Raw genomic sequence first — 22,389 nt, 5'->3', positions numbered from 1 at the left:
GGATTGCGTTCACGTCGTTGCTCAGCTGATCAACTTTAGCGTTCAGAGTCTGAACGTCTGAAGACAGTTGGTCGATTTTAGCGTTGCTTGAGCAACCAGCCAGCATAGTTGAAGCCAGGATTACAGCGCCCAGTACCAGTTTAGTGCGATTCATTCTTTATACCCTCTAGATTGAGTTAATCTCCATGTAGCGTTACAAGTATTACACAAAGCTTTTTGAGTTGAGAATAAATTTTTGATGAGAACATGCTTAATTTTGATCGTTCGCTCAAAGAAACAGCATTTCACAGAAGAAGATGAAAATAATTAGCTAAAACAGAGAGATTTAATCGGACTAACCTTAATCATACGAGATTTTGAATAGTTAATTTCGATTGGAAATTTCTGGTTTTTGTATTACATCAGCAATAAAAAAAGCGCCTGTTAAAGGCGCTTTTTAATAAAAATTCAGTTGCTAATCAGATTACATGTACAGAAGCGGTGTTTGTCGTTCCGCTTGGCACTAATGCGCCTGAAACCATGACCACAACATCGCCTTTCTGCGCATATCCGCTTTCCAGCGCCATTTCTTTACCAATGCGATAGAAATCATCAGTTGAGGCAATTTCTGTCACCAGATGGGTTTCGATACCTTTGCTCAGAATCAACTGACGCGCAGTGGTTTCGTTGGTAGTGAGCGCCAGAATGGTGGCATCCGGGAAATACTTACGGATCGCTTTGGCTGATTTACCGCCTTCGGTAGCTACAACAATCAGTGGTGCTTCCAGCTTCTCTGCAGTCTCAACCGCACCGCGGCATACCGCTTCGGTGATGCGCAGCTTGCGTGAGTCTTGCAGCGAATCGATGCGGGATTTCATCACGCGATCGGTACGCTCACAGATAGTCGCCATAATGGTGACCGATTCCAGCGGATAGCGACCTTTGGCACTCTCACCAGACAGCATCACCGCATCGGTACCATCGAGGATGGCGTTAGCCACGTCGCCGGCTTCTGCGCGGGTAGGGCGCGGGTTTTTGATCATTGAATCCAGCATCTGCGTCGCGGTGATCACCACTTTGCGTGCTTTATTACATTTTTTGATCATCATCTTCTGCGCGAAGATCACTTCTTCAACCGGGATTTCAACGCCAAGGTCGCCACGCGCAACCATGATGCCGTCTGACGCTTCAAGGATCTCGTCGAAGTTGTTCAGGCCTTCCTGGTTCTCGATTTTCGAGATGATCTGAATATGTTCGCCGCCGTGTGCTTTCAGGTGCTCACGGATTTCAAGCACGTCAGAACGCTTACGGATAAACGACGCGGCGACGAAATCAACGTTCTGCTCGCAACCAAAGATCAGGTCGCGCTTATCTTTTTCCGCCAGTGCAGGCAGCTGAATGGAGACACCTGGCAGGTTGACGCCTTTGTTTTCACCCAGATCGCCGTTGTTCAGGACATGACAGATCACTGAGTTCTCAGTGACTTCAGTCACCTGCATACCGATCAAGCCATCGTCGACCAGTACGGTGTTACCAATTTTCAGGTCTTCAGTGAAACCGGCGTAGGTCACTGCAACACGTTCGCTGTTACCAATCACCGTCTGATCGGTAGTGAAGGTGAAGGTCTGGCCCGCTTTCAACGATACATCGTTGCCGCCTTCCAGTTTCATGGTACGAATTTCCGGACCTTTGGTGTCCAGCAGAATAGCGGCCTGACGACCGGTTTTTTCCATAACGGCACGCATGTTGGTGATGCGTTGGCCGTGTTCAGCATAATCCCCGTGCGAGAAGTTCAGGCGCATCACGTTCATGCCCGCTTCCAGCAAATGGGTCAGCATCTCTTCAGATTCGGTTTTTGGACCGATAGTACAAACGATTTTGGTCTTTTTCATGTCAGGTTTTCTATAAGTTGTGATGGATGATAAAGGTCGGGATTCGATGCGCATGGCACCGAAGTGAGAATATTTATGGTGTTGGAACGGATTTCACAGAAATAAGAATAGGAGACGAAAGCAAAGCGTGCAGAGAAGTTATGCAGTACGCGAGGGAACTGAGTGATCAGTGTTGCGCAAATCATTGGAGTTATTTGCATAGGCACGTTAGCGCTGAAACCTTTCAGGTGGAACAACGCGGCATAGTATAGTCGCTAAGTATGCGAAAACCAATATAAAAGCGGCGTGATAAAGACGATGCAGATCAAGAAAAGGTGTTGCGCAAGGAGATAAAACCAGAGTGGTGCGCTCTAATGGACTCGAACCATCGACCCCCACCATGTCAAGGTGGTGCTCTAACCAACTGAGCTAAGAGCGCAACACGCTGTCAGGGCGACAGCGGGGACGAATATTAACGGCAGGCTGTGATGCTGGCAAGGGGAAAAAGTGTTTTTCCCCTACGACTGACCAGCAACTGTGCTATGCGTCGTTTTTTTCGCCGTTACCAGCCACTTAGCGCGCGGCACGCGCCAAAATCACCTGCGCAGGCAGGCGCTGTAAACGACGGATGCGCCAAATCATCATCACTGCTGCGGAGGTCAGACCGATAATAAAGCCACACCAGAAACCGGCGGGGCCAAGTTTCGGCAAAACCCAATCCGTCATCGCCAATACATAACCCACCGGCAAACCCAGCACCCAATAGGCGATAAAAGTAATGAAGAAGATCGAGCGTGTGTCTTTATAACCGCGCAAGATACCGCTGCCGATCACCTGAATCGAATCTGAGAACTGATAGATCGCCGCCAGCAACATCAGCTGTGCCGCAAGGGTAATGACTTCTGGATTTGCCGTGTACAAGCCGGCGATATCGTGACGGAAAATCACGGTAAACAGCGCGGTGATGGCCGCCATGCTGATGCCGACCCCTTGCCCGGTCCACGCAGCAACGCGCGCCTGTTCGGCGGAACCTTGACCGAGTCGATAGCCAACGCGAATGGTAGTAGCGACGCCGAGCGACAGCGGCAACACGAACATCAGCGAACTGAAGTTGAGCGCAATCTGGTGCCCGGCCACTTTGACGATGCCGAGTGGTGATACTAAAAGCGCCACCACGGCAAACAGCGTCACCTCAAAGAACAGCGCCAATGCCACCGGCAAACCCAGCGTGAACAGGCGTGACAAAATCGCACGTGACGGTGCAGACCAGCGCGTTTTCATACGGATGTCGCGCATGCTTGCCATGCGTTTCACCCAGAAGCGCATCACCAGGAACATCACCCAATAGACCGATGCCGTTGCCACGCCGCAGCCGACGCCGCCTAAGGCAGGCATACCGAAATGCCCATAAATGAACACATAGTTGAGTGGAATGTTCACCATCAGGCCGAGAAAACCGAGCAGCATCGCCGGTTTGGTTTTCGACAAACCTTCGCATTGGTTGCGCATCACCTGGAACAGCAGATAACCCGGCGCGCCCCACAGCAACGCATGCAGGTATCCTTCGGCTTTGGCGGCCAATTCAGGATCGATGTCATGCATGGTGTTAATCAGATAACCGGCATTCCACAGCACCACCATAATCAGTAGCGCAACGGCCAGTGCCATCCAGTATCCCTGGCGCACTTGTTCCGCGATACGTTCGCGTCGTCCTGAACCGTTGAGTTGCGCAACGGTAGGCGTCAAAGCCAGTAGAAGACCATGACCAAACAGAATGGCGGGAAGCCAGATAGAGGTGCCGACAGCAACGGCGGCCATATCCGTGGCGCTTACCGCACCGGCCATAACAGTATCTACAAACCCCATCGCCGTCTGGGCCACCTGAGCAAGGATGACCGGGATCGCGAGGGCCAGCAATTGACGCGCTTCTGTAAAATACTTCTGCACGTTACACCTGCTTAATTAAAGAAGAGAGCGGGGCGAAATCCCCAAAGAATGCGCGGCATAGTGTAGCGGCAGCGCTGGCTTCCGCCAAACGTTGATCGCATTTTGTTTAGCAATTTGTGTAAAGTTTGAACACCGCCAAATTAAGCTGCCGTCGACAAGCTGTGATAAACTGACGCAAACTTTGCAGAGGCTGAGATGATGTTTACTGGAATTGTGCAAGGCACGGCAGAAATTGTCGGCATTGAAGAGAAAGATCTGTTTCGTACCCATATTGTGCGCTTACCGGAGGATCTGTTACCGGGCCTGGCGCTGGGCGCATCGGTGGCACACAATGGCTGCTGCCTGACGGTGACCGAGATTAACGGCGATTTGGTCAGCTTCGATCTGATTAAAGAAACATTGCGCATTACTAACCTGGGTGAATTAAAGGTGGGTGATGTGGTAAATATTGAGCGTGCCGCGAAGTTCAGTGATGAAATTGGCGGCCATTTAATGTCTGGCCATATTATGACCACGGCGGAAATCTGCAAAATCATCCAGTCTGAAAACAACCGCGAAATCTGGTTTAAATTACAGGACGCCACCCAGATCAAATATATTCTGCACAAAGGTTTCGTGGGTATCGATGGTATTAGTTTGACCGTTGGCGACGTGACGAAAAGCAAATTCTGTGTGCATTTGATCCCGGAAACGCTGGAGCGTACTACTTTAGGCGCGAAGAAGTTCGGTCAAAAAGTCAATATTGAGATTGATCCGCATACGCAGGCCATTGTGGAAACGGTTGAGCGCGTATTAGCGCAGCGTGAAGCTGCTGCACTGGCGCAGATTGCCAGCGCAGAATAATGCCGTTAAAAAAGGCGCCATGCGGCGCCTTGATTCATTTGAAAGCTGATTAACGCGCAACGCGTAAACCGCCATCCTTGCCACGACTGAATACTACCTGCCACAGCTGAATATCACGGGCACGAAACGCACCGGCGCAGGCGTTGAGATAATAGTCGAACATCCGTTTAAAACGTTCGCCATATTTCTCAGCCAGCTGCGGCCACGCCGCCTGAAAACGTTCATACCACGCCATTAACGTCGTATCGTAATCTGCGCCAAAGTTATGCCAATCTTCCATGACGAAATGTGGCTCACTGGCATCAGCGATTTGACGTACCGACGGCAAACAACCGTTCGGGAAGATATATTTATCAATCCACGGATCGACATTCATATCTGTAGTGAGGGCACCAATGGTGTGCAGCAAAAATATGCCGTCTGGTTTGAGGTTGCGGTCAGCAACATCAAAATAAGTGGCATAGTTTTTCGGCCCGACATGTTCAAACATACCCACAGAAACGATGCGATCATATTGATTATTCAGGTCGCGATAGTCCTGCAGTAATATAGTGACATCCAGTCCTTCACAGCGTTGTTGCGCGAGTTTTTGTTGCTCAGCCGAAATAGTCACGCCATGCACCGTGACGCCATAATGGCGTGCGGCATATTCTGCTAATCCGCCCCAGCCACAACCGATATCCAGCAGCGTCATGCCCGGTTCAAGTTGCAACTTGCGGCAAATCATATCCAGTTTGGCTTGCTGAGCGTTTTCCAGGGTATCAGCATCTTTCCAGTAGCCGCAGGAATATTGCATGTAAGGATCAAGCATCAGTGAGAAGAGATCATTACCAAGGTCGTAATGCTCTTTACCCACAATCCAGGCGCGTTTTTTTGATTGCAAATTAGTGAGACGCGCGGCGGCGATGCGCAACGTATCTTTAAAATGCCGAGGTAATTGTTTATCCAGATGGTGTTTTAAAACGCGATGGAAGAACATATCGAGCTGTTCGCACTCCCACCAACCATCCATGTAACTTTCACCTAATCCGAGCGATCCTTCCTCGAGAACGCGTTTAAAAAAATCTGGATGCTTTACCTGAATATCCCAGGGACGAGTGCCATTAACTGCAATATCAGCCCGCTCTAGCAGTTCATTGACGATCCGATACCAATGGTTTTCTTCAAGGCTCACTTCTTCTATAACAGATGAACTCATAGCTTCTCCATCACCTTCCGATCTGAACCTGAGAAAAAGAATAGCCAATTTCCCAAGACCTGTGAGAGAACTCACGGAAAATCCGTGCGCCAGAAATCCGACGTTGTACGACGTAGTACAGAGGTATGAATTTGAGCAGAAAAGTGGGTCGCCGCACCGGATAATGTGCAGACGCCATCCCGCGACAGGGTCGCTAAAGGTATTACATTTATATTATTGATTTAATACAGAATTACTGACCCACTGAGTATATGCTCACGTGGGTCAATATTCAACGGGTTATCGTTAGTTTGCTAACGAAAAGCGCTGGCTTAGAGATTATCTTCGCAGGGACGGGAAGTGTGGGCAATATCACTTTGTGCGTTTACCGTTCGCTGGCAGACAAAGCCCACCCACGCCAGTACCACAGTAGCGACCATCACTAACGTGGTGTTGAACAGCGCCTGTTCAAGGCCGGCGGAGAGCAGCAGGCTGGCTACAAAGCACAATCCTAACTGGAATAAGTTCTGTAATCCTGCGGCTTTACCGGTGGCATGCGGGAAGGGCGCTAATGCGCTGGCAACCACAATTGGATAGATCGCGCCATTGGCCAGCGCCATGCCGCAGAAAGGCATCAACAGCACAAACAGCGGCGCGGAGGGCATCAGGGCGATGACAAACAAACTCAGGATGCTCAGGCTATACAGCACCAGCAACCACGGCAGCAGTTGCGCGCCCTGATAGCGATTTAACAGCGTGCGGCAGCCAAAGCCACCAATCAGAAACGCAATGGTTTGCGGAATATAGCTCAGGCCAATGTCACCCGGCGTCAGGCCAGCAGCGGCGAGAATGAAAGGTGAGCCCGTCAGCCAGGCGAAAAAGCTCGCCGAACAGGCCGAGTAGATCAAGACGTTACCGCTGTAAACGCGAGTACCCAGCAAGGTCAACCAGCCGGGTTGTTTACCTGACGCCACTTTCTCGCGATTAGGCGAGGTTAACTGCAGCGTACCGATCAGTAGCACCACGGCAACCAGCGTTAGTGTGATAAAGATGCTGCGCCAGTGGAAGTGGCCGATAAGCCAGGCGCCGAGCAGCGGTGCCAGCGCCGGAGACAGCGCAACCAGCGGCATAATCGTGGCAAACACTTTATTGGCTTTGGCTTTTGGATAGTGATCCACCACCAGCGCCTGCCAGCTCACGGCAGCCGCACAAACGCCAATCGCCTGCACAAAACGCAGCGCCAGCATCAGGCGCACATCGGTCACCCAAAGCATCCCCAGACAACCAAGGGCGAAGATGGCTAACCCCGCCAGCAAAATCGGCTTACGGCCGTAACGATCCGACAGCGGTCCCCAAAAAACCTGGGCACAGGCGAAACCGCCGAGAAACAGACTCAGGCTGGCGCTGATGGTGCCAGGTGCGCTAGCGAAATCACGCTGCATATCGCCAAAGGCGGGTAAATACATATCCGTGGCAAGAAAGCCGAGCATGCTGAGCACGGCGAGATAAGGCATAAATGCTTTAGACGACAACATGTTGATTCTCTTTTGGGCAGGTTGAACGCCGGGGAGTGTAAAAGGATGCAACACGCTTTGTGAAACGCTAATATTTGCATAGTGCTGTTAAATTTTTTGAAGGCAAAATTATGTGGTCAGAATATGCGCTTGAAGTGGTGGATGCGGTGGCGCGCACCGGCAGTTTTAGCGCGGCCGCGCAGGAGCTGCATCGCGTGCCTTCTGCCGTCAGCTATACCGTGCGCCAGCTGGAAACCTGGCTGGCGGTGCCGCTGTTTGAGCGTCAGCACCGCGAAGTGGTGATGACACCCGCGGGGGAGCATTTTGTACGTGAAGGACGATCTGTTATCAAAAAAATGCTGGCAACCCGTCGACAGTGTCAGCAACTGGCGAATGGCTGGCGCGGGGAGCTAAGTATCGCGGTTGACTGCATTGTTAAACCGCAGCGCACGCGGCAGTTAGTGAAGGATTTCTATCGCCATTTTCCCGATATGGAGCTGATTATCAGCTACGAAGTGTTCAACGGCGTATGGGATGCGTTGGCTGATGGCCGGGTTGATGTGGCGATTGGCGCGACCCAGGCGATCCCGGTGGGCGGACGTTTTGCCTTTCAGGATATGGGCGCGCTGAACTGGCGCTGTGTGGTGAGTCCCGACCATCCGCTGGTTAACTGCACGGAACTGGATGATGAAACATTGCGAGCATGGCCATCGCTGGTGCTGGAAGATACCTCGCGTGCGTTACCGCGCCGTATGACATGGACGCTGGATAATCAGCGACGTCTGGTGGTGCCGGAGTGGGAAACCGGGATGGATTGTTTGCTGGCAGGATTGTGCGTTGGAATGGTGCCGGGCCATCTGGCGCGTCCGCTGCTGGACAGCCATAAACTGGTGGAACTGGCACTGCCGCAGGCCTTTCCGGACAGTCCGTGCTGCGTCAGCTGGTCAGAACAGCGCGCGTCACCGGCGCTGGAGTGGTTACTGGCTTATCTCGGGGATGCTGAAACGCTGAACCACGAATGGCTCAGCGAAGTGTCGGCTTAGCGACGATAGTCGCGGAATGGACCGTACGCCACCGAACGGCGTTCAATCAGCGTTGGCTGGACTTCGATGGTTTGCGGATCTTCACGCTTGCTGGTGATGCGATCCAGCAGCATTTCCAGCGCTTTTTCACCCAGTTCGGCTTTTGGCTGATGCACGGTGGTCAGCGCTGGCGTGAAATAGCGCGCGTTGCGCACGTTATCGTAGCCAATGACTGAGATATCCTGCGGCACGCGCAAACCCATCTCATCAGCAGCGCAAATCGCGCCCATTGCCATGATATCGCCGCCGCAGAACACCGCAGTCGGACGCTGTTTCTGATTTAAAATCTGCTGCATCGCCTGATAGCCCGATTCAGGTTCAAAGTCGCCCTGAACCACCCATTCCGGACGCACCGTAATGCCCGCTTCGCTCATCGCCTGCAGGAAACCAGCGTGACGTCCGCCGCCGGTGTTGCGCTCCATCTGGCCGGGAATGGCACCGATATCGCGATGACCACGTTCAATCAGATAACGTCCGGCGAGATAGCCGCCCTGAAACGCATTGTCCTGCACGGTATCGGTGAAGTCACCGCGTGACGCGCCCCAATCCATCACCACCATGGGGATATTGCGGTTCTCTTCCAGCATCTGCAGCAAATCGTCTGGATATTCCGAACACATCACCAGCAATCCATCGACGCGCTTTTGCGCCATCATCGACAGGTAAGCGCGCTGCTTTTGCAGATCGTTGTGCGCATTGCCGAGAATCAGCGTATAGCCGCGTTCGAAACACCGGTTCTCCACCGCTTCGATAATTTCAGCGAAGTAGGGCGCTTCGCTGGAGGTCGCCAGCAGACCCAAGGTTTTGGTGTGATTGACTTTGAGACTACGCGCCACGGCACTCGGCGAGTAGTGTAATTCTTTGATCGCTTCCCATACGGCGTTACGCGTCTCTTCCGCAACGAAACGCGTTTTGTTGATGACATGCGAAACCGTGGTGGTTGAGACACCCGCGCGTTTTGCGACATCTTTAATTGTTGCCATGAAAATGGTACTCCTGGGCTTATCGCAACTTACTGATAAGTATATTGTTAAACGTTTGCGTCTGCTAATGCTTTTACAGCCCAAAAAAGCGGGCAAAACGGTGTGTTTTAGCAGGCGAAATCACTTCATCACGCTGTTGATACAGCATGCGCAAAATCTGTTGCGCAACGAAAGGCGGCGATTCTAGCAAGCTGATGCGTATAACACGAGATTTTTGCCCATTGCTGTGCGAAAATCGCTTTAACCCTAATAATTGTGTGACTAAGGAGTTGTGATGAATACCGACCTGAAACTGGCGCTAATGACCACTGTTGGCGCACTGTTGATGATTATCGCCTTCAGCTTTACCGCGATCATGCATTAACAAAAAAGCCGGAGCTGAGAACAGCATCCGGCTTTTTTATGATTGTTGCGCAACAACTAGCGAATGGTTTTTGGCGTCATCATGCGACGCGCGCCCACATAGTGTTTCTGCCAGTAATCCTCACCCAATGCGCTAATCTGAATATCTTTGCCGGTACGCGGCGACTGAATGAATTTACCGTTGCCGAGATACACGCCAACATGGTCGGCGGTGCCGCGATTATTGATGCGGAAGAACACCAGATCGCCTTTCTCCAGCATTTCACGCTTAATCGGTGCCGCATCGCGCAGGTGATACATCTCATTGGCGGTGCGTGGCAGTTTGAATTTCACCAAATCTTTATAGGCGTACCACACTAAGCCGCTGCAGTCGAAACCGGTGTGTGGCGAAGCGCCGCCCCACTGATAGGGTTTGCCGAGTTGGCCCATCAATTTGGTCATCGCCGTTTCACGCGCCTTTTGATAACGCTGGCGGTGCGCCTTACTCATTTTGATGCCGGTCAGCGCTAACGCTTCATCATCGACGGCGATCTCAGGTGTTTTCTTCGCTAAACGTTGATGACCGTATTTCTTAGCAGAAAGTTTCAGCGGGGATTTTTTGCTGGTGGTCTTGTGCAGCGCGGTTTCTGTTTTGGTCTGTTTTTTGAGTTTGAATTTTTGAACAGCAGTCAGGCGCGATTTTTTGGTGGTGGTTTTCACCGGGCGTCGTTTGCGGCGCTCGTCTTCACGTGCGCTCTTTTTCTCTGCTTTAAGCGAACTGGCATTAACGGGCGCATGCGGAGATGCAGCAGCCACATTAAAAAACAGTTGGGCGAAAGCCAGTATGAAAAGCGTAATTAGTAGACGCATAATCCGGTTACAGGTTAAGCAGGCTGAATGAAAGCAGACTGCGGCAAAGTGAGAGAAATCTGATCAAGTGACCAGCGCCGAAGCAATTCTAATCCACTTTTTTTCCAAAAGGTAAGGCCTTTTTCCATTAATATGTTACCAGATTGATTCTGTAGCAAAAATGAGCGATTTCAGCTGGTTAACGCAGCGAAACTATTGCTAATTATTAATTTATTAATGCCAATTAATGATATGAAAATGTTATTTGTCATGCGTTAACTTAACAAACATGGCGATTGGCCAGTGCAAACGCAAAATCCCGTTTTCAGTCCGGGAGCGAAATCGCTACAATAAACAAACACGAAGTAGAAGATTAAGGAAGGCAATAATGAGTACTGTTGAAAAAATTCAGCGTCAGATCGCAGAAAACCCGATTCTGCTGTACATGAAAGGTTCTCCGAAGCTGCCAAGCTGCGGTTTCTCGGCGCAAGCCGTGCAGGCGCTTTCTGCGTGTGGCGAGCGTTTCGCATACGTGGACATTCTGCAGAACCCGGATATTCGCGCTGAAATGCCAAAATACGCTAACTGGCCAACTTTCCCGCAGCTGTGGGTCGATGGCGAACTGGTCGGCGGCTGCGACATCATCGTTGAGATGTTCCAGCGCGGCGAACTTCAGCCACTGCTGAAAGAGACCGCTGAGAAGTATAAAGAAGCGGAATAATGCAGAAGGCCGACAAATGTCGGCCTTTTCTTTGCTTACTTGGCAGACGCCTCGTCTGCAGATTCTTCACTGAAAGCCAGCGGCCAGCCGCCCAGGCGTTTCCAGCGGTTCACCAACTCACAAAATAGCGTCGCGGTTTGCTCGGTGTCATACAGCGCCGAATGAGCTTGTGTGCTATCAAACTCCATTCCCGCCGCTTTGCAGGCTTTCGCCAACACGGTTTGCCCCAGCACTAAACCACTTAACGCTGCGGTATCAAAGGTGGCAAAAGGGTGGAACGGATTGCGCTTCAGGCTGGCGCGCTCTGCGGCCGCCATCACGAAGTTGAGATCGAAAGTGGCATTGTGCGCCACGATAATCGCGCGATTACAGCCGCTATCTTTGGTGCCTTTGCGCACCATTTTAAAAATCGCATGCAGCGCTTCGTATTCACTTACCGCACCACGCAGCGGATTGCTGGGATCGATGCCGGTAAACGCCAGCGCCGCAGGATTCAGAATGGCGCCTTCAAACGGTTCCACATGGAAGTGCAGCGTTTCATCGCGGTGCAACCAGCCGTCTTCATCCATTTTCAGCGTTGTGGCTGCAATTTCCAGCAGTGCATCGGTTTGTGCATTGAAACCTGCGGTTTCAACGTCGATCACAACAGGATAAAAACCGCGGAAGCGTTGGTGGAGAGCGTTTAAAGCGTTCGATTCAGACATCAGGATCTCATGGCAATAAATAGGGCAGCGCGCATTATGGCAAAAATCGCAGGAGGGTGCAGCAGGAGAGGGAAGTCAGCCTGCAATTAGCAGGCTGACCAGCAACCTTAGTTGCCTAAGCCGTGACCGGCATGTTTATTTTCAATCAGTTCGATCTTGTATCCGTCTGGATCTTCAACAAAGGCAATAATGGTAGAACCGCCTTTTACCGGGCCCGCTTCACGCGTTACGTTGCCGCCCGCGCTGCGAATGCGTTCGCAGGTGTCAGCCACGTTGTCCACGCCCAGCGCGATATGGCCGTAAGCGTTGCCGAGATCGTATTTATCCACGCCCCAGTTGTAAGTCAGCTCAATCACCGCGCCTTCGCTCTCTTCGGTGTAGCCAACGAATGCCAGCGTGTATTTGTACTCGGTGTTTTCGCTCTGACGCAGCACGCGCATGCCGAGCACGCGGGTGTAGAAATCGATAGAACGTTGCAAATCGCCAACGCGTAACATGGTGTGAAGTAAACGCATAACATCCTCTTTTTTAAAAACGTCATCAGTGAATGACAAGACAACTAAGTATACACACTGATGAAACAACGCTGCCGCCTATCCGAGGCGGCAGCCATTTTCTTACAGGGTGGGATAATCGGTGTAACCTTCCGCGCCGCCGCCGTAGAAGCTTTCAGGGCGCTGCGGATTGAGTGGCGCATCTTGCTGCAAACGAGCAACCAGATCCGGGTTAGCGATAAAGTCGCGGCCAAACGCCACTGCGTCAATCAGGCCGCGCGCAATCAGATCATCCGCTTTCTCAACGGTGTAGGCACCGGCACCAATAATCACGCCTGGGAACAGCGCACGCACTTTCTCACGGAATGCATCGCTGTATGGCTGTCCGCCCGCCCAGTCTGGCTCAGAAAGGTGCAGATAGGCGATGCCGCGCTTGCCCAACTCGGCGATGTACCACAACGCTGCTTTCTCTTCTTCCGGGCCATTTTCCAGATTCTGGAAGGCACCGATTGGCGAAACGCGGATACCGATACGATCGGCAGACCAGTTAGCAATCGCCGCATCCACCACTTCCAGCGCGAAACGGCCACGTTTCTCAATCGAACCGCCGTACTCATCGCTACGCTGATTTGAGCCGGGTGCGAGGAACTGATGCATCAGATAACCGTGCGCTGAGTGCAGTTCCAGCAGGTCGAAGTCGGCTTCGCGCGCATTGGCGGCGGCCTGACCAAAATCGTTGACGATTTGCTGAATTTCAGCCACGGATAGCTCGCGCGGTACTGAGGTGTCTTCACGATAGACAGAACCATCCGCAGCGCGCAGGGAAGTGCGCGTGCCTGCCGCCAGCGCGGTCGGTGCGACCGGCGCTTTGCCGTCTGGCTGCACGCTGTTATGAGAGATGCGGCCGGTGTGCCAAAGCTGCACGGCGCTGTGACCGTTAGCGGCATGAATGCCTTCGTTAATCATTTTCCACGCGGCAATTTGCTGCTGTGTGTGCAGACCCGGCGCACCGGCATAGCCTTTCGCCTGGAAAGAGATCTGGGTGGCTTCGGTGATGATCAAACCGGCACTGGCGCGCTGCTGATAATATTCAGCCATCAGCGGCGTCGGAATATCGCCCGGCTCAATGCTGCGCAGGCGCGTCAACGGGGCCATAAAAATGCGGTTCGGTACGGTAATCGCGCCCACTTTGAGTGGGGAGAACAGCTGCTTACTCGCCATATTGATTGCTCCAGGAAGACCGGTCGTCTAGTAACGACGATTTTTAAAAATCAGTGACTTATCAGCCACTGTTCGATGGTTTCGAGCGCCAGACTAATCGGACCCGGCTCTCGGGAAATCTTGCTCTGCAAACTGGCTCCGAGCCACAACAAGTAGCAGCGCTGCGCCAGCTGCTGCGGTGTTTGCCCAAACGGCAGCGGCTGCTCAGCGGCCACCTCAGTCAAACAGCGCGTGTAGGCAGCGATGATGGCATTGGCGCCTTGCTGCAGGGCATCACGCATGGGTTCGGAGAGATCGCACACTTCGGCTGACAATTTCACGCCAAGGCAGCCAACAATATGACCTTGCTCGATAAACAGCCTTTCGCCGTAGCGGAAATGCGCTAACAGGCGTTCGCTCGGCGGTAAACCGGGCTGATTCAGCTGCTGATCAATCTGTTGCTGGAAGTGGGCGAAGTAGCGCTCAATCAGCGCCACGCCAAAGGCCTCTTTCGAACCGAAATAGTGGTAGAACGAGCCTTTAGTGACTTCCGCCAGCGCCAGCATCTCGATCAAACCCATGCCGGTAAAGCCGCGCTGTAAACAAACCTGCTCGCCAATAGCAAGCAGGTGTTCACGGGTATCGTTGCGTTGCAGAGTCTTGTTCATGGGTCGCAGGTTATTAGACCAGTCAGTCTAGCGCAACCCTCAGGCGTTGGTTTGGCACGATCTGTTCATATCCAACTGCGGTTGATACTGCTGCGTCTGGATGTTGAACATGCCTAAAAGCGTATGAAAAAGATTATCTTGCGACACCTTTGCATCGGCAGCTTGCTGGCGCAAACAGGCTTCATTGATGTGATTCGCCGCCGCGTATTCCGGAGACATCCACATCAGCAGAGGAATGTGTGTTTGCTGTGAGGGCGCAAACATATAAGGCGCACCGTGCAGATACATCCCGCGCTCGCCAAGCGATTCGCCGTGATCGGAGAGATAAACCAGCGCCACATTGAAGCGATCGCTCAGGCCTTTGAGCTTATTGATGGTGCGGCTCAGCATGTCGTCGGTATATAGCAGCGAGTTATCGTAGGTATTTACCAGTGCCTGATGATCGCAATCCTGAATCTGTTTGCTATCGCAGGTGGGCGTAAAACGGCGGAACTCAGCCGGATAACGCTGATAATAGGCAGGACCGTGGCTGCCCATTTGATGCAGTACAATAATGCCATCGTTATGCAGGCTATCAACATAGTTATCAAGACGATGCAGCAACACATCATCTTGGCAAAACCCATCGTGACAATATTGCGGCAGTTTCCACTGCGTCATATCGGTGTGCGGCACACGGTCACAGGCACCTTTGCAGCCACCATCGTTTTCGCGCCACAGCACGCTCACGCCGGCATGCGCCAGGATATCGAGCACGCCTTCCTGATGATGCGCCAGATTCGCGTCGTAATGCACGCGCGGCATATTGGAGAACATGCAGGGCACCGAAATGGCGGTTTCTGTGCCACAGGAACTGGCGTTGGGATAGTAAATGACCTGCTGTTTTTTCAGTTGCGGATTGGTGTCACGCGCGTAGCCACCCAGCGAAAAATTCTCGGCGCGCGCCGTTTCACCCACCACTAACACCACCAGCGTTTTCTTGGTTGCTGCGGAGATTAATGGGCCTTTGTGGGCATCCTCGCCAATTTTTACCAGTTCCTGACTACCTTGCAGATAGCGTTGATCGACATAGTGGCCAGTACCGCTAACCACGTTGGCCGGAGTAATCATCTTGATCAGATTTTTATTGTTGCGAATCAGCGAGGCGTAATCTTTGTAAAACAGCGCCGCCATCAGCAAGATGAGTAATATTGCGCCCAGTGCGCCCGTCAGGCGTTGCAGCAGATTCCACCACCAGCGCGCGCCGCTATTGATGCGCACGCCGCAAATCAGCACCACCGGCACCATTCCCATCAACAGCATCCAGAGTAGATAGCGACTGCTGATCAGCGCACCGGCTTCCTGCGGATCGGATTCAAAGACGTTTTGAATCATATTGGTGTCGATCACCGTGCCAAAACTGTGCATGAAGTAATTGGCGGCGGCGCTGACTAATACCAGCACAATCAGCAACGGTTTGCGCAGATAAGGCCAGGCCGCTAGCGAGAAGAGAAAATAGAAAGCCGAGGCGAGCACCAGCGGAATACTGGCGGCGAACAGATAATCGTGGACGTGATCGTAAGGGATCATTTCCCAGGCGCGCAGCAAGAAAAGGGCATTCAGGACTAATGCGAAAAACAGGGCGGCAATAAGGTTAAATCCGTTGGTGCCGCACTGAAAGGTGATCGGGAATCTCATGAAAACTCAACGGTAAGAGGTAATGTGACAATCGTATGAAGACAAGATGAGGAAAACCTTAACGAAGATTAAACGTAAGCAATCCAAATCCTTTAAATGCTGGCTTTTTGGTAAACAGGCGTAACGAAATGCCGCGATGGCTTGATTATGCGCAATGCCCGTATACTCTTTGCTCAATGTCATTAAGCTGTTATCAATGTGATTTGAGATGTTAATTGCGGAGTGCATGTGGCCGAGCAACTAGAGTTCTTCCCCGTTCCCAGCCCGTGTCGCGGCATTTGCCAGAGCGACGCGCGTGGCTATTGTCGTGGCTGTTTACGCAGCCGGGAAGAGCGCTTTAACTGGATGAAATTCAGCGATGCGCAAAAGCGCGATGTGCTGCGCTTGTGCCGGCAACGCTTTTTGCGCCTGCAGCGCCAGCAAAAAGTCGATGAAGATCATGATCCACAACAACCGGAACTGTTTTAAGAAAACGACGATCTGCCTTTTCGTTATACTCCCGCTTTCGTTATCTGGAATCGTGTTTAGGGAGTTTAACCATGTTACAACCGCAGGCTATTGCACCGCAGGGACCGTCCTTTTCACCGCTGATTGCCGGTTACTGGCGTTTAATGGAGTGGGGCATGACGCCGCAGCAAGTGGTGCAGTTTATTGAGCACCATTTAGCGCTGGGCATTACCACTGTCGATCACGCCGACATCTACGGCGATTACCAATGTGAAGCCGCCTTTGGTGCAGCACTGCGCCTGGCGCCAGGTTTGCGTGAGAAGCTGCAAATCGTCACTAAATGCGGCATTGCGACGCGCGCTAAACCTGAACACCGTATTGGTCACTACATCACTGAAGCCAGCCACATTCTGCACAGCGCCGAGAATTCGCTGCGCCATTTCAATACCGATTACCTCGATTTGCTGCTGATTCATCGTCCGGATCCGTTGATGGACGCGGATGAAATTGCCGAAGCCTTTACGGCGTTGCATCAGAGCGGCAAAGTGCGCCATTTTGGCGTCTCCAACTTCACCGCGTCTCAGTTCACGCTGCTGCAATCGCGTTTGCCATTCAGTCTGGTCACTAATCAACTGGAAATCTCCCCGCTGGAGCAAACGTCGCTGCTGGATGGCTCGCTTGATCAGTGCCAGCAAAACCGCATCCGCCCAATGGCCTGGTCCTGCCTCGGCGGCGGTCGCGTGTTTAACGATCCGCTCTATCAGCCGTTGCGCGATGAGCTGGAGCAGGTGAAGCAGGAGATTGGTGCCAGCAATATTGAGCAAGTGGTGTATGCATGGGTGATGAAGCTGCCAAGCCGTCCGCTGCCAATTATTGGATCAGGCAAAATTGAACGGGTGAAAGAAGCGGTTGGCGCATGCCAGTTAATCCTCGATCGCCAGCAATGGTTCCGCATCCGCAAAGCCGCCATCGGTTACGATGTGCCCTAAAGCGTAAAGCTGCGTCAAATTACGGCAGCCTGGATGAAAGCAGTCCAGGCTTACAGGGAATCTAACCGTAAGGAGACGTTATGAAGAAAACCCTCATTGTTATGCTGGCTCTGGCCTGCGCCGCAGGCGCGCAGGCGGAGTCAGAAGAAGTCACGCTGCATGAAACCACCGCGCAAGGCATCGGGGCGGCAATTGGCAAAGTCACTATCAGCGAAACACCGTACGGTGTGCAATTTACGCCAGCGTTAAGCGGCCTTAAACCGGGCATTCATGGTTTCCACGTGCATGCCAAAGGCAGCTGTGAACCGGGCGAATCGGACGGTAAAACGGTGGCGGCCGGTGCGGCGGGCGGACATCTCGATCCGCAAAAAACCGGCAAGCATCTTGGTCCGTACGCCGATGGTCACCTTGGCGACTTACCCGCGCTGTTTGTAACCGAAGATGGCAAGGCGAATTATCCGGTGGTTGCGCCACGCATCAAATCCCTGAGTGAAATCAAAGGTAAAGCCTTGATGGTGCATGTGGGCGGCGATAATCATGCCGACCATCCGCAACCGCTCGGCGGCGGGGGGGCGCGTTTTGCCTGCGGCGTAATTTAAACTCCTGGGCGGCAGCTGCTTGTCGCCCTGATTTCCTTCCTTTGAAAAAAATTGACCCATTTTCTGGCTACTCTCAGCGGTTTTTCCGTCCTATGATATTGATTCAGGTATAAAACCTTCAGGGGTGGGAATGAAAGCGCGTGGGATGATGTTGTTATGTTTATTGCTGGTGGGATGCGATCAACCCAATGATACACAATTAAGGTTGGATGCGAGTCGGCAGCTTCAGTGGACAATTGATACCAATCCTCTACGTGCAGATTGTGAAAATATCGCCCGTGGTCGTGAATGGTTAACGCAACGCACTCTTAAGCAGCTGGAAACCAGGGGATGCCAAAATGTGCTTCGCAGTGCAAGTGAAACAAATTTCATCACTACTGCGATCTATCGTCATTCCATGACGATCGTTTGCGGGAGCATTCGCGGTAAAAGTTTTACAGGTACCGAATTAAATCGCCGCTTTGTTTACTCTTCAGAAGAGAAGGCGCTGGTGATTGAACCGATGTCCGATCAGGACAAAACCCGCTTCGAAGGACAGAAATCGCTGCAGCAGTTGCAGGATGATTTTAATCGCCAGACCACGCAATATTGTCAGTAATCAATCTGGCACCGCCTGCGCCAACTGGGCGAGTGAGCAGCGCAGGCGCCACAAAATACCCGCCAGCGTATTGGCTTCGCTCTCCGCTTGCTGCTGCAGCTGGTTAATCATAGTTTCCAGCTCATCCAGCGTGGCCTGCAACGCGGTGTGATGCACGCCGCGCAGGCTCATAATCCGTTGCAGATCCTGCAGGCTGCTGTCGCGCATTTGCCCCAGCGTTGCCGACGTCGGCTGCCATTCGCGCAGCTGCCAGACGATGTGGGAACAGTTCAGCAATACCACGCCCCAGCGCAGCAGCCACACGCGCGCCTGCTCGTCACGACTGTTACTGAGCTGACTAATATGATGATAAATCTGCGATTCAAAGTGGCTTTCGCTCAGGCGCGGATGACGGCGTAGCTGATCAAGAAACGCATGGCGCAGGGCGCGAATATGCCGACGACTGCGGCGCGCATCGGAACTGGGACGCAGCACCTGAAACGCCAGCCACGCCAGCAGTACGCCGCACACCTTGGCGATATTGTCATTGAGGAAGCTTTGATAATCCCAGTCCGGCGGATTGGTGACGGCGATAAAGGATCCCATAAATACAATGAATTGCCCCCACATTCCCGCGCGTTTCTTCTGCTGCAGTTTGAACAACTGCAAGGTGAGTAACAGCGGGAAAAGCACCAGCAAAAACTGCCATAGCGCACTGATTTGCACCATCAAGCCAAACTGCAGCACAAAACTAAACAGCGACAGCCACAGCAAGGTTTTGAGTAACAGCGAGACGCTGCCGCTGGGCGAAGGCGCGGAAGAGTACAACACGCACGCGATGGCGGTGAGCGTCAGGGCGGCGGCACCGGAATCCCATTGCGTGGTGATCCAAAAGGCGCAGCCCAGCATGATGACGCTAAAAGTACGCAGTGCGCTCCAGCCGGCTTCTGCACTGTCGCTTTCGCGCGCCAGCGATGGCGCATACGGCGGTTGAAAACGGGTATCGGCATCGGCGCGTTCAATCAGGCGAATCCAGCGATTGACGTTGAGATAGACCCAGCAAAAATAGCGCAGTCGCTGGACAAAGGCGCGTTGCCGGTAATCACCGGTTGCTGATGGCGTGATGCCGCGCAAAATCAGCGCCAGACGGTATTTGTCGCAGTGCGGCTGCGCCAATTCGTGCAGCAGTTTTGCCATGGCATCGTAAAGTTCAGGCGGCGCATCGGGCCAGTTCAGCAACATGCGGCGCAGACTGGAGAGCACGCTGGTCAGACGCAGCTGCTGGTGCAGCACATAGTTCAGCACGTTGTTCTGGCGGCGGAAGCGATAGTGGCTCCAAAACGCCTGAATGCGCAGCAGGTTCATGGTGAGAATCTGGCTAATGACATTTTCATGGGCGGTGCGCACGTTATCGGTGCTGCCTTGCTGCAGTAATAACACCGCATGATCCAGCAAACGCGCGTGCATCTGACGCAGTGAACTCATCAGCGCGTTGCCATCCGAGGTGCTGGGCAGAATCATCATCATCAATCCGGCGCAAAGAATGCCGGAGATCACTTCGCACACGCGCGCCTGGGCGATATCCCACAGCTGAGTGACATCGGTGATGTTGACGCTGCTAAAGGCAATGATGGCGGCGGTATATCCCGCCAGCGAAAACGCGTAGGCCACATTGTTTTGGTAGTGATTGGCGATCCAGGTGCAGAACGCCAGCCAACCGGCCATGAAAAAGGCAAACAGCCAGGGCTCGTTTAGCGTGTGTCCGGCAATCAGCAGCGCGGCGCTGGCACCGAGCAAACTGCCAACGATGCGCCCCAGACTTTTACTGATGGCACCGCCGACGGTGGGAAAACTCACTACCGCCGCCGAGGTCATGGCCCAGTAGGGTTCGTCGAGTTGCAGCGCATAAGCAATGGTCAAGGCGAGACACATCGCAATGCCATTACGCAGCGCGTAGCGCCATTCGCCCCAGCTTGCTTTTATCCACGGCAGATTTTGCCAGGCCAGCCACTGAAAATTCATCACAGCCTCAGTGCGCGATCGAGATGGTGCAGGTGGTGCCCGCCACTAGCGGCACGCCTTCCGGCAACGCATCCAAGCGAATGCGCACAGGCACGCGCTGCGCCAGACGCACCCAGGGCACGTTAGGCTTGATATCCGGCACCAAACCGCCATCGCTGGCGACGCTTTGATCGTAAATGGCGCGTCCGATACTCTCCACTTTGCCCTGCAAACGCGCGCCGTTGCTGTACAACACAATCTGCGCCGCAGCGCCGGGTTGAATATGGCGCAGCTTGGTCTCTTCGAAATAGCCCATCACGTAATAAGAGTGGCTATCGACCAGCGCAAACAGCGGCGTACCGGCGCTGGAATAGTTGCCGGTGCGTAGCGTCAGGTTGCTGATCCAGCCATCGGTGGGCGCGGTAATCGTAGTTTGACCGAGGTTCCAGCGCGCCTGATCGAGGCTGGCCTGCGCCGCTTTCGCCGTTGATGCGGCGGCATTGGCGGTTAAGCGCGCGGCGTCCATATCTTCCGCTGAAATGACGTTGCGCGGCAGGCTGGCGCGGCGATTGGCTTCATGCTGCGCTTTTGCCAGGTCGGCCTGCGCTTTGGCTAGCTGCGCTTCGGCGTTGGCCTGCGCAATTTGCCACGGCACCGGATCAAGCTTGAGCAGCACGTCACCTTTATGCACGAACTGATTGTCACGCACCTCCAGAGCGATGATGCGCCCGGACACCTCAGGCGTGATATCCACCAGCTCGGCGCGCACTTTGCCATCCCGCGTCCACGGCGATTGCATGTAGTAATTCCACATCCACCATCCGGCAAGCAGGGCCAGCGCAAAGATCACTACAGTTGAAAAATACTTAAAAGGGTTGAATTTCATAGTGATTTATCCGAGGCTCAGTAACCACAATGCGCCAGCGACGCACAATACAAACAGGGAAAGGTCCATTAAGGTGGGATGCCAGACATCGCCGGAGTAGATCCAGCCGCGTATCAGCGGGTGAATCAACAACCAGAAAAAGAACCCGAGTAACACCGCTTTAAACAGCGGCGGGAAAAACAGCGACGCACCGAACACCAGGTCGGTAAGCGGGGCGCTGGGGGAAAAAGCGGTAAGGGACACGTGTCATCATCCTTTTTGACCGGGAATCATCTTAATAGAGCGTAGACGGCAAGCGTATATGCAGGCCTGGTATTTGTAATTTGCCAGGTAAACTCGCAGAATAGTGTAAAATCTGGCTTAATAGCTAGCAAGCTAATTATAAGGAGATGCAATGGATACGCCCTTGGGAACCGATCTGTCTCGCCTGGTGCGCATTTGGCGCGCGTTAATCGATCAGCGTTTAAAACCGCTTGAGTTGACACAAACACACTGGGTGACGCTACACAATATTCATCAACTCCCGCCAGAGCAGTCTCAGATTCAGCTGGCAAAAGCCATTGGCATTGAGCAGCCTTCACTGGTGCGCACGCTGGATCAGCTGGAAGAGAAGGGATTAATCACCCGCGCGACCTGCGCCAACGATCGCCGTGCCAAGCGCATCAAGCTGACCAAACAGGCTGAGCCGATCATCGAGCAGGTTGAGAATGTGATTGATGCCACGCGCGATGACATTCTTTCCGGCATCAGCCTGGAAGAGATTAATCAGATGGTGACGCTGATTGCGCGGCTGGAAAAAAATATTCTCGAGTTTCACAACCGCGAGAAATAAAAAAACC

General features: G+C 53.0%; 23 protein-coding genes, 1 tRNA gene and 1 pseudogene. 9 read left to right on the top strand and 16 right to left on the bottom strand.

The window, feature by feature from the left end; translation table 11 throughout:
* The 4 genes and pseudogenes from RTM06_RS05080 to RTM06_RS05065 all read right to left on the bottom strand — a co-directional run.
* A pseudogene (locus RTM06_RS05080) lies at positions 1-154 on the bottom strand (Lpp/OprI family alanine-zipper lipoprotein); the annotation flags it as partial.
* A 304-nt stretch (positions 155-458) separates the two neighbouring features.
* Positions 459-1,871 carry a pyruvate kinase PykF gene (gene pykF, locus RTM06_RS05075; RefSeq protein ID WP_265296912.1) on the bottom strand — a complete coding sequence of 471 codons (1,413 nt, stop codon included), beginning with the start codon at positions 1,869-1,871 and terminating at the stop codon, positions 459-461.
* A 341-nt stretch (positions 1,872-2,212) separates the two neighbouring features.
* A tRNA-Val gene (locus RTM06_RS05070) sits at positions 2,213-2,289 on the bottom strand.
* A gap of 134 nt (positions 2,290-2,423) precedes the next feature.
* The gene (locus RTM06_RS05065) at positions 2,424-3,797 is read right to left on the bottom strand and encodes an MATE family efflux transporter (protein WP_256696329.1); all 1,374 of its coding nucleotides are present in this window, start codon (positions 3,795-3,797) and stop codon (positions 2,424-2,426) included.
* Positions 3,798-3,995: 198 nt separating this feature from the next.
* Here RTM06_RS05065 and RTM06_RS05060 point away from each other — a divergent pair, with 198 nt between their 5' ends.
* A complete protein-coding gene (locus tag RTM06_RS05060; RefSeq protein WP_256698400.1) occupies positions 3,996-4,640 on the top strand; it encodes a riboflavin synthase subunit alpha in 645 nt (214 codons plus the stop codon).
* Positions 4,641-4,689: 49 nt separating this feature from the next.
* Here the strand turns inward: RTM06_RS05060 and cfa are convergent, their stop codons facing one another.
* Complete coding sequence (gene cfa, locus RTM06_RS05055; protein ID WP_008110314.1) at positions 4,690-5,838, bottom strand: cyclopropane fatty acyl phospholipid synthase; 1,149 nt, start codon at positions 5,836-5,838, stop codon at positions 4,690-4,692.
* A 311-nt stretch (positions 5,839-6,149) separates the two neighbouring features.
* Positions 6,150-7,352 carry a purine nucleoside transporter PunC gene (gene punC, locus RTM06_RS05050; RefSeq protein ID WP_312180399.1) on the bottom strand — a complete coding sequence of 401 codons (1,203 nt, stop codon included), beginning with the start codon at positions 7,350-7,352 and terminating at the stop codon, positions 6,150-6,152.
* Between the two features lie 110 nt (positions 7,353-7,462).
* Here punC and punR point away from each other — a divergent pair, with 110 nt between their 5' ends.
* Positions 7,463-8,374 (top strand): DNA-binding transcriptional activator PunR, encoded by a 912-nt coding sequence (punR, locus tag RTM06_RS05045; RefSeq protein ID WP_312180397.1) that lies wholly within the window; start codon positions 7,463-7,465, stop codon positions 8,372-8,374.
* Here the strand turns inward: punR and purR are convergent.
* On the bottom strand, positions 8,371-9,396 hold the full coding sequence (gene purR / locus RTM06_RS05040; RefSeq protein WP_256696332.1) for an HTH-type transcriptional repressor PurR: 1,026 nt from the start codon (positions 9,394-9,396) through the stop codon (positions 8,371-8,373). The genes punR and purR overlap by 4 nt on opposite strands.
* 274 nt (positions 9,397-9,670) lie before the next feature.
* Between purR and RTM06_RS05035 the strand changes: the two genes are divergently transcribed.
* Positions 9,671-9,760: a YnhF family membrane protein gene (locus tag RTM06_RS05035; RefSeq protein WP_007892756.1), complete on the top strand. Its 90-nt coding sequence runs from the start codon at positions 9,671-9,673 to the stop codon at positions 9,758-9,760.
* Between the two features lie 56 nt (positions 9,761-9,816).
* On the opposite strand, the gene RTM06_RS05030 is transcribed toward RTM06_RS05035, so the two are convergent.
* A complete protein-coding gene (locus RTM06_RS05030; RefSeq protein ID WP_256696333.1) occupies positions 9,817-10,608 on the bottom strand; it encodes a C40 family peptidase in 792 nt (263 codons plus the stop codon).
* Positions 10,609-10,972: 364 nt separating this feature from the next.
* Between RTM06_RS05030 and RTM06_RS05025 the strand changes: the two genes are divergently transcribed.
* The gene (locus RTM06_RS05025) at positions 10,973-11,308 is read left to right on the top strand and encodes a Grx4 family monothiol glutaredoxin (protein WP_175501675.1); all 336 of its coding nucleotides are present in this window, start codon (positions 10,973-10,975) and stop codon (positions 11,306-11,308) included.
* A 35-nt stretch (positions 11,309-11,343) separates the two neighbouring features.
* Here the strand turns inward: RTM06_RS05025 and rnt are convergent, their stop codons facing one another.
* The 5 genes from rnt to eptA all read right to left on the bottom strand — a co-directional run bounded on the left by rnt (position 11,344) and on the right by eptA (position 16,051).
* Complete coding sequence (rnt, locus tag RTM06_RS05020) at positions 11,344-12,012, bottom strand: ribonuclease T (protein WP_312180394.1); 669 nt, start codon at positions 12,010-12,012, stop codon at positions 11,344-11,346.
* A 107-nt stretch (positions 12,013-12,119) separates the two neighbouring features.
* Positions 12,120-12,527, bottom strand: a complete 408-nt coding sequence (gene gloA, locus RTM06_RS05015) for a lactoylglutathione lyase (protein ID WP_007892766.1) — start codon at positions 12,525-12,527, stop codon at positions 12,120-12,122.
* 102 nt (positions 12,528-12,629) lie between these two features.
* Positions 12,630-13,727: an alkene reductase gene (locus RTM06_RS05010; RefSeq protein ID WP_312180392.1), complete on the bottom strand. Its 1,098-nt coding sequence runs from the start codon at positions 13,725-13,727 to the stop codon at positions 12,630-12,632.
* A gap of 50 nt (positions 13,728-13,777) precedes the next feature.
* Positions 13,778-14,374 (bottom strand): TetR/AcrR family transcriptional regulator, encoded by a 597-nt coding sequence (locus RTM06_RS05005; protein ID WP_179451116.1) that lies wholly within the window; start codon positions 14,372-14,374, stop codon positions 13,778-13,780.
* A gap of 39 nt (positions 14,375-14,413) precedes the next feature.
* Positions 14,414-16,051 (bottom strand): phosphoethanolamine transferase EptA, encoded by a 1,638-nt coding sequence (gene eptA, locus RTM06_RS05000; protein WP_312180388.1) that lies wholly within the window; start codon positions 16,049-16,051, stop codon positions 14,414-14,416.
* Positions 16,052-16,279: 228 nt separating this feature from the next.
* Here eptA and RTM06_RS04995 point away from each other — a divergent pair, with 228 nt between their 5' ends.
* The 4 genes from RTM06_RS04995 to RTM06_RS04980 all read left to right on the top strand — a co-directional run bounded on the left by RTM06_RS04995 (position 16,280) and on the right by RTM06_RS04980 (position 18,684).
* Complete coding sequence (locus RTM06_RS04995) at positions 16,280-16,519, top strand: DUF1289 domain-containing protein (RefSeq protein WP_008110296.1); 240 nt, start codon at positions 16,280-16,282, stop codon at positions 16,517-16,519.
* A 71-nt stretch (positions 16,520-16,590) separates the two neighbouring features.
* Entirely contained in the window at positions 16,591-17,487 is an 897-nt protein-coding gene (locus tag RTM06_RS04990) for an aldo/keto reductase family oxidoreductase (protein WP_312180385.1), read from the top strand.
* An 80-nt stretch (positions 17,488-17,567) separates the two neighbouring features.
* Positions 17,568-18,086: a superoxide dismutase [Cu-Zn] SodC gene (sodC, locus tag RTM06_RS04985; protein ID WP_312180383.1), complete on the top strand. Its 519-nt coding sequence runs from the start codon at positions 17,568-17,570 to the stop codon at positions 18,084-18,086.
* Positions 18,087-18,216: 130 nt separating this feature from the next.
* The gene (locus RTM06_RS04980) at positions 18,217-18,684 is read left to right on the top strand and encodes a hypothetical protein (RefSeq protein WP_256696339.1); all 468 of its coding nucleotides are present in this window, start codon (positions 18,217-18,219) and stop codon (positions 18,682-18,684) included.
* Here the strand turns inward: RTM06_RS04980 and RTM06_RS04975 are convergent, their stop codons facing one another.
* The 3 genes from RTM06_RS04975 to RTM06_RS04965 are packed head-to-tail and all read right to left on the bottom strand — an operon-like array spanning position 18,685 to position 21,793.
* Positions 18,685-20,685, bottom strand: a complete 2,001-nt coding sequence (locus RTM06_RS04975; RefSeq protein WP_265296895.1) for an FUSC family protein — start codon at positions 20,683-20,685, stop codon at positions 18,685-18,687.
* Positions 20,686-20,692: 7 nt separating this feature from the next.
* Positions 20,693-21,550: an HlyD family secretion protein gene (locus RTM06_RS04970; RefSeq protein WP_312180378.1), complete on the bottom strand. Its 858-nt coding sequence runs from the start codon at positions 21,548-21,550 to the stop codon at positions 20,693-20,695.
* Between the two features lie 6 nt (positions 21,551-21,556).
* Entirely contained in the window at positions 21,557-21,793 is a 237-nt protein-coding gene (locus RTM06_RS04965) for a DUF1656 domain-containing protein (protein ID WP_008110284.1), read from the bottom strand.
* A gap of 151 nt (positions 21,794-21,944) precedes the next feature.
* On the opposite strand from RTM06_RS04965, the gene slyA reads away from it, so the two are divergent.
* Complete coding sequence (slyA, locus tag RTM06_RS04960; RefSeq protein WP_007892783.1) at positions 21,945-22,382, top strand: transcriptional regulator SlyA; 438 nt, start codon at positions 21,945-21,947, stop codon at positions 22,380-22,382.
* The last annotated feature ends 7 nt before the right edge of the window (positions 22,383-22,389 follow it).

It is taken from the genome of Pantoea sp. CTOTU46764, assembly GCF_031974595.1.
Taxonomy (GTDB): Bacteria; Pseudomonadota; Gammaproteobacteria; order Enterobacterales; family Enterobacteriaceae; genus Pantoea; species Pantoea trifolii.
Note: the sequence above shows the minus strand (reverse complement) of the source record. Positions and strands in the feature narration are given on the sequence as shown.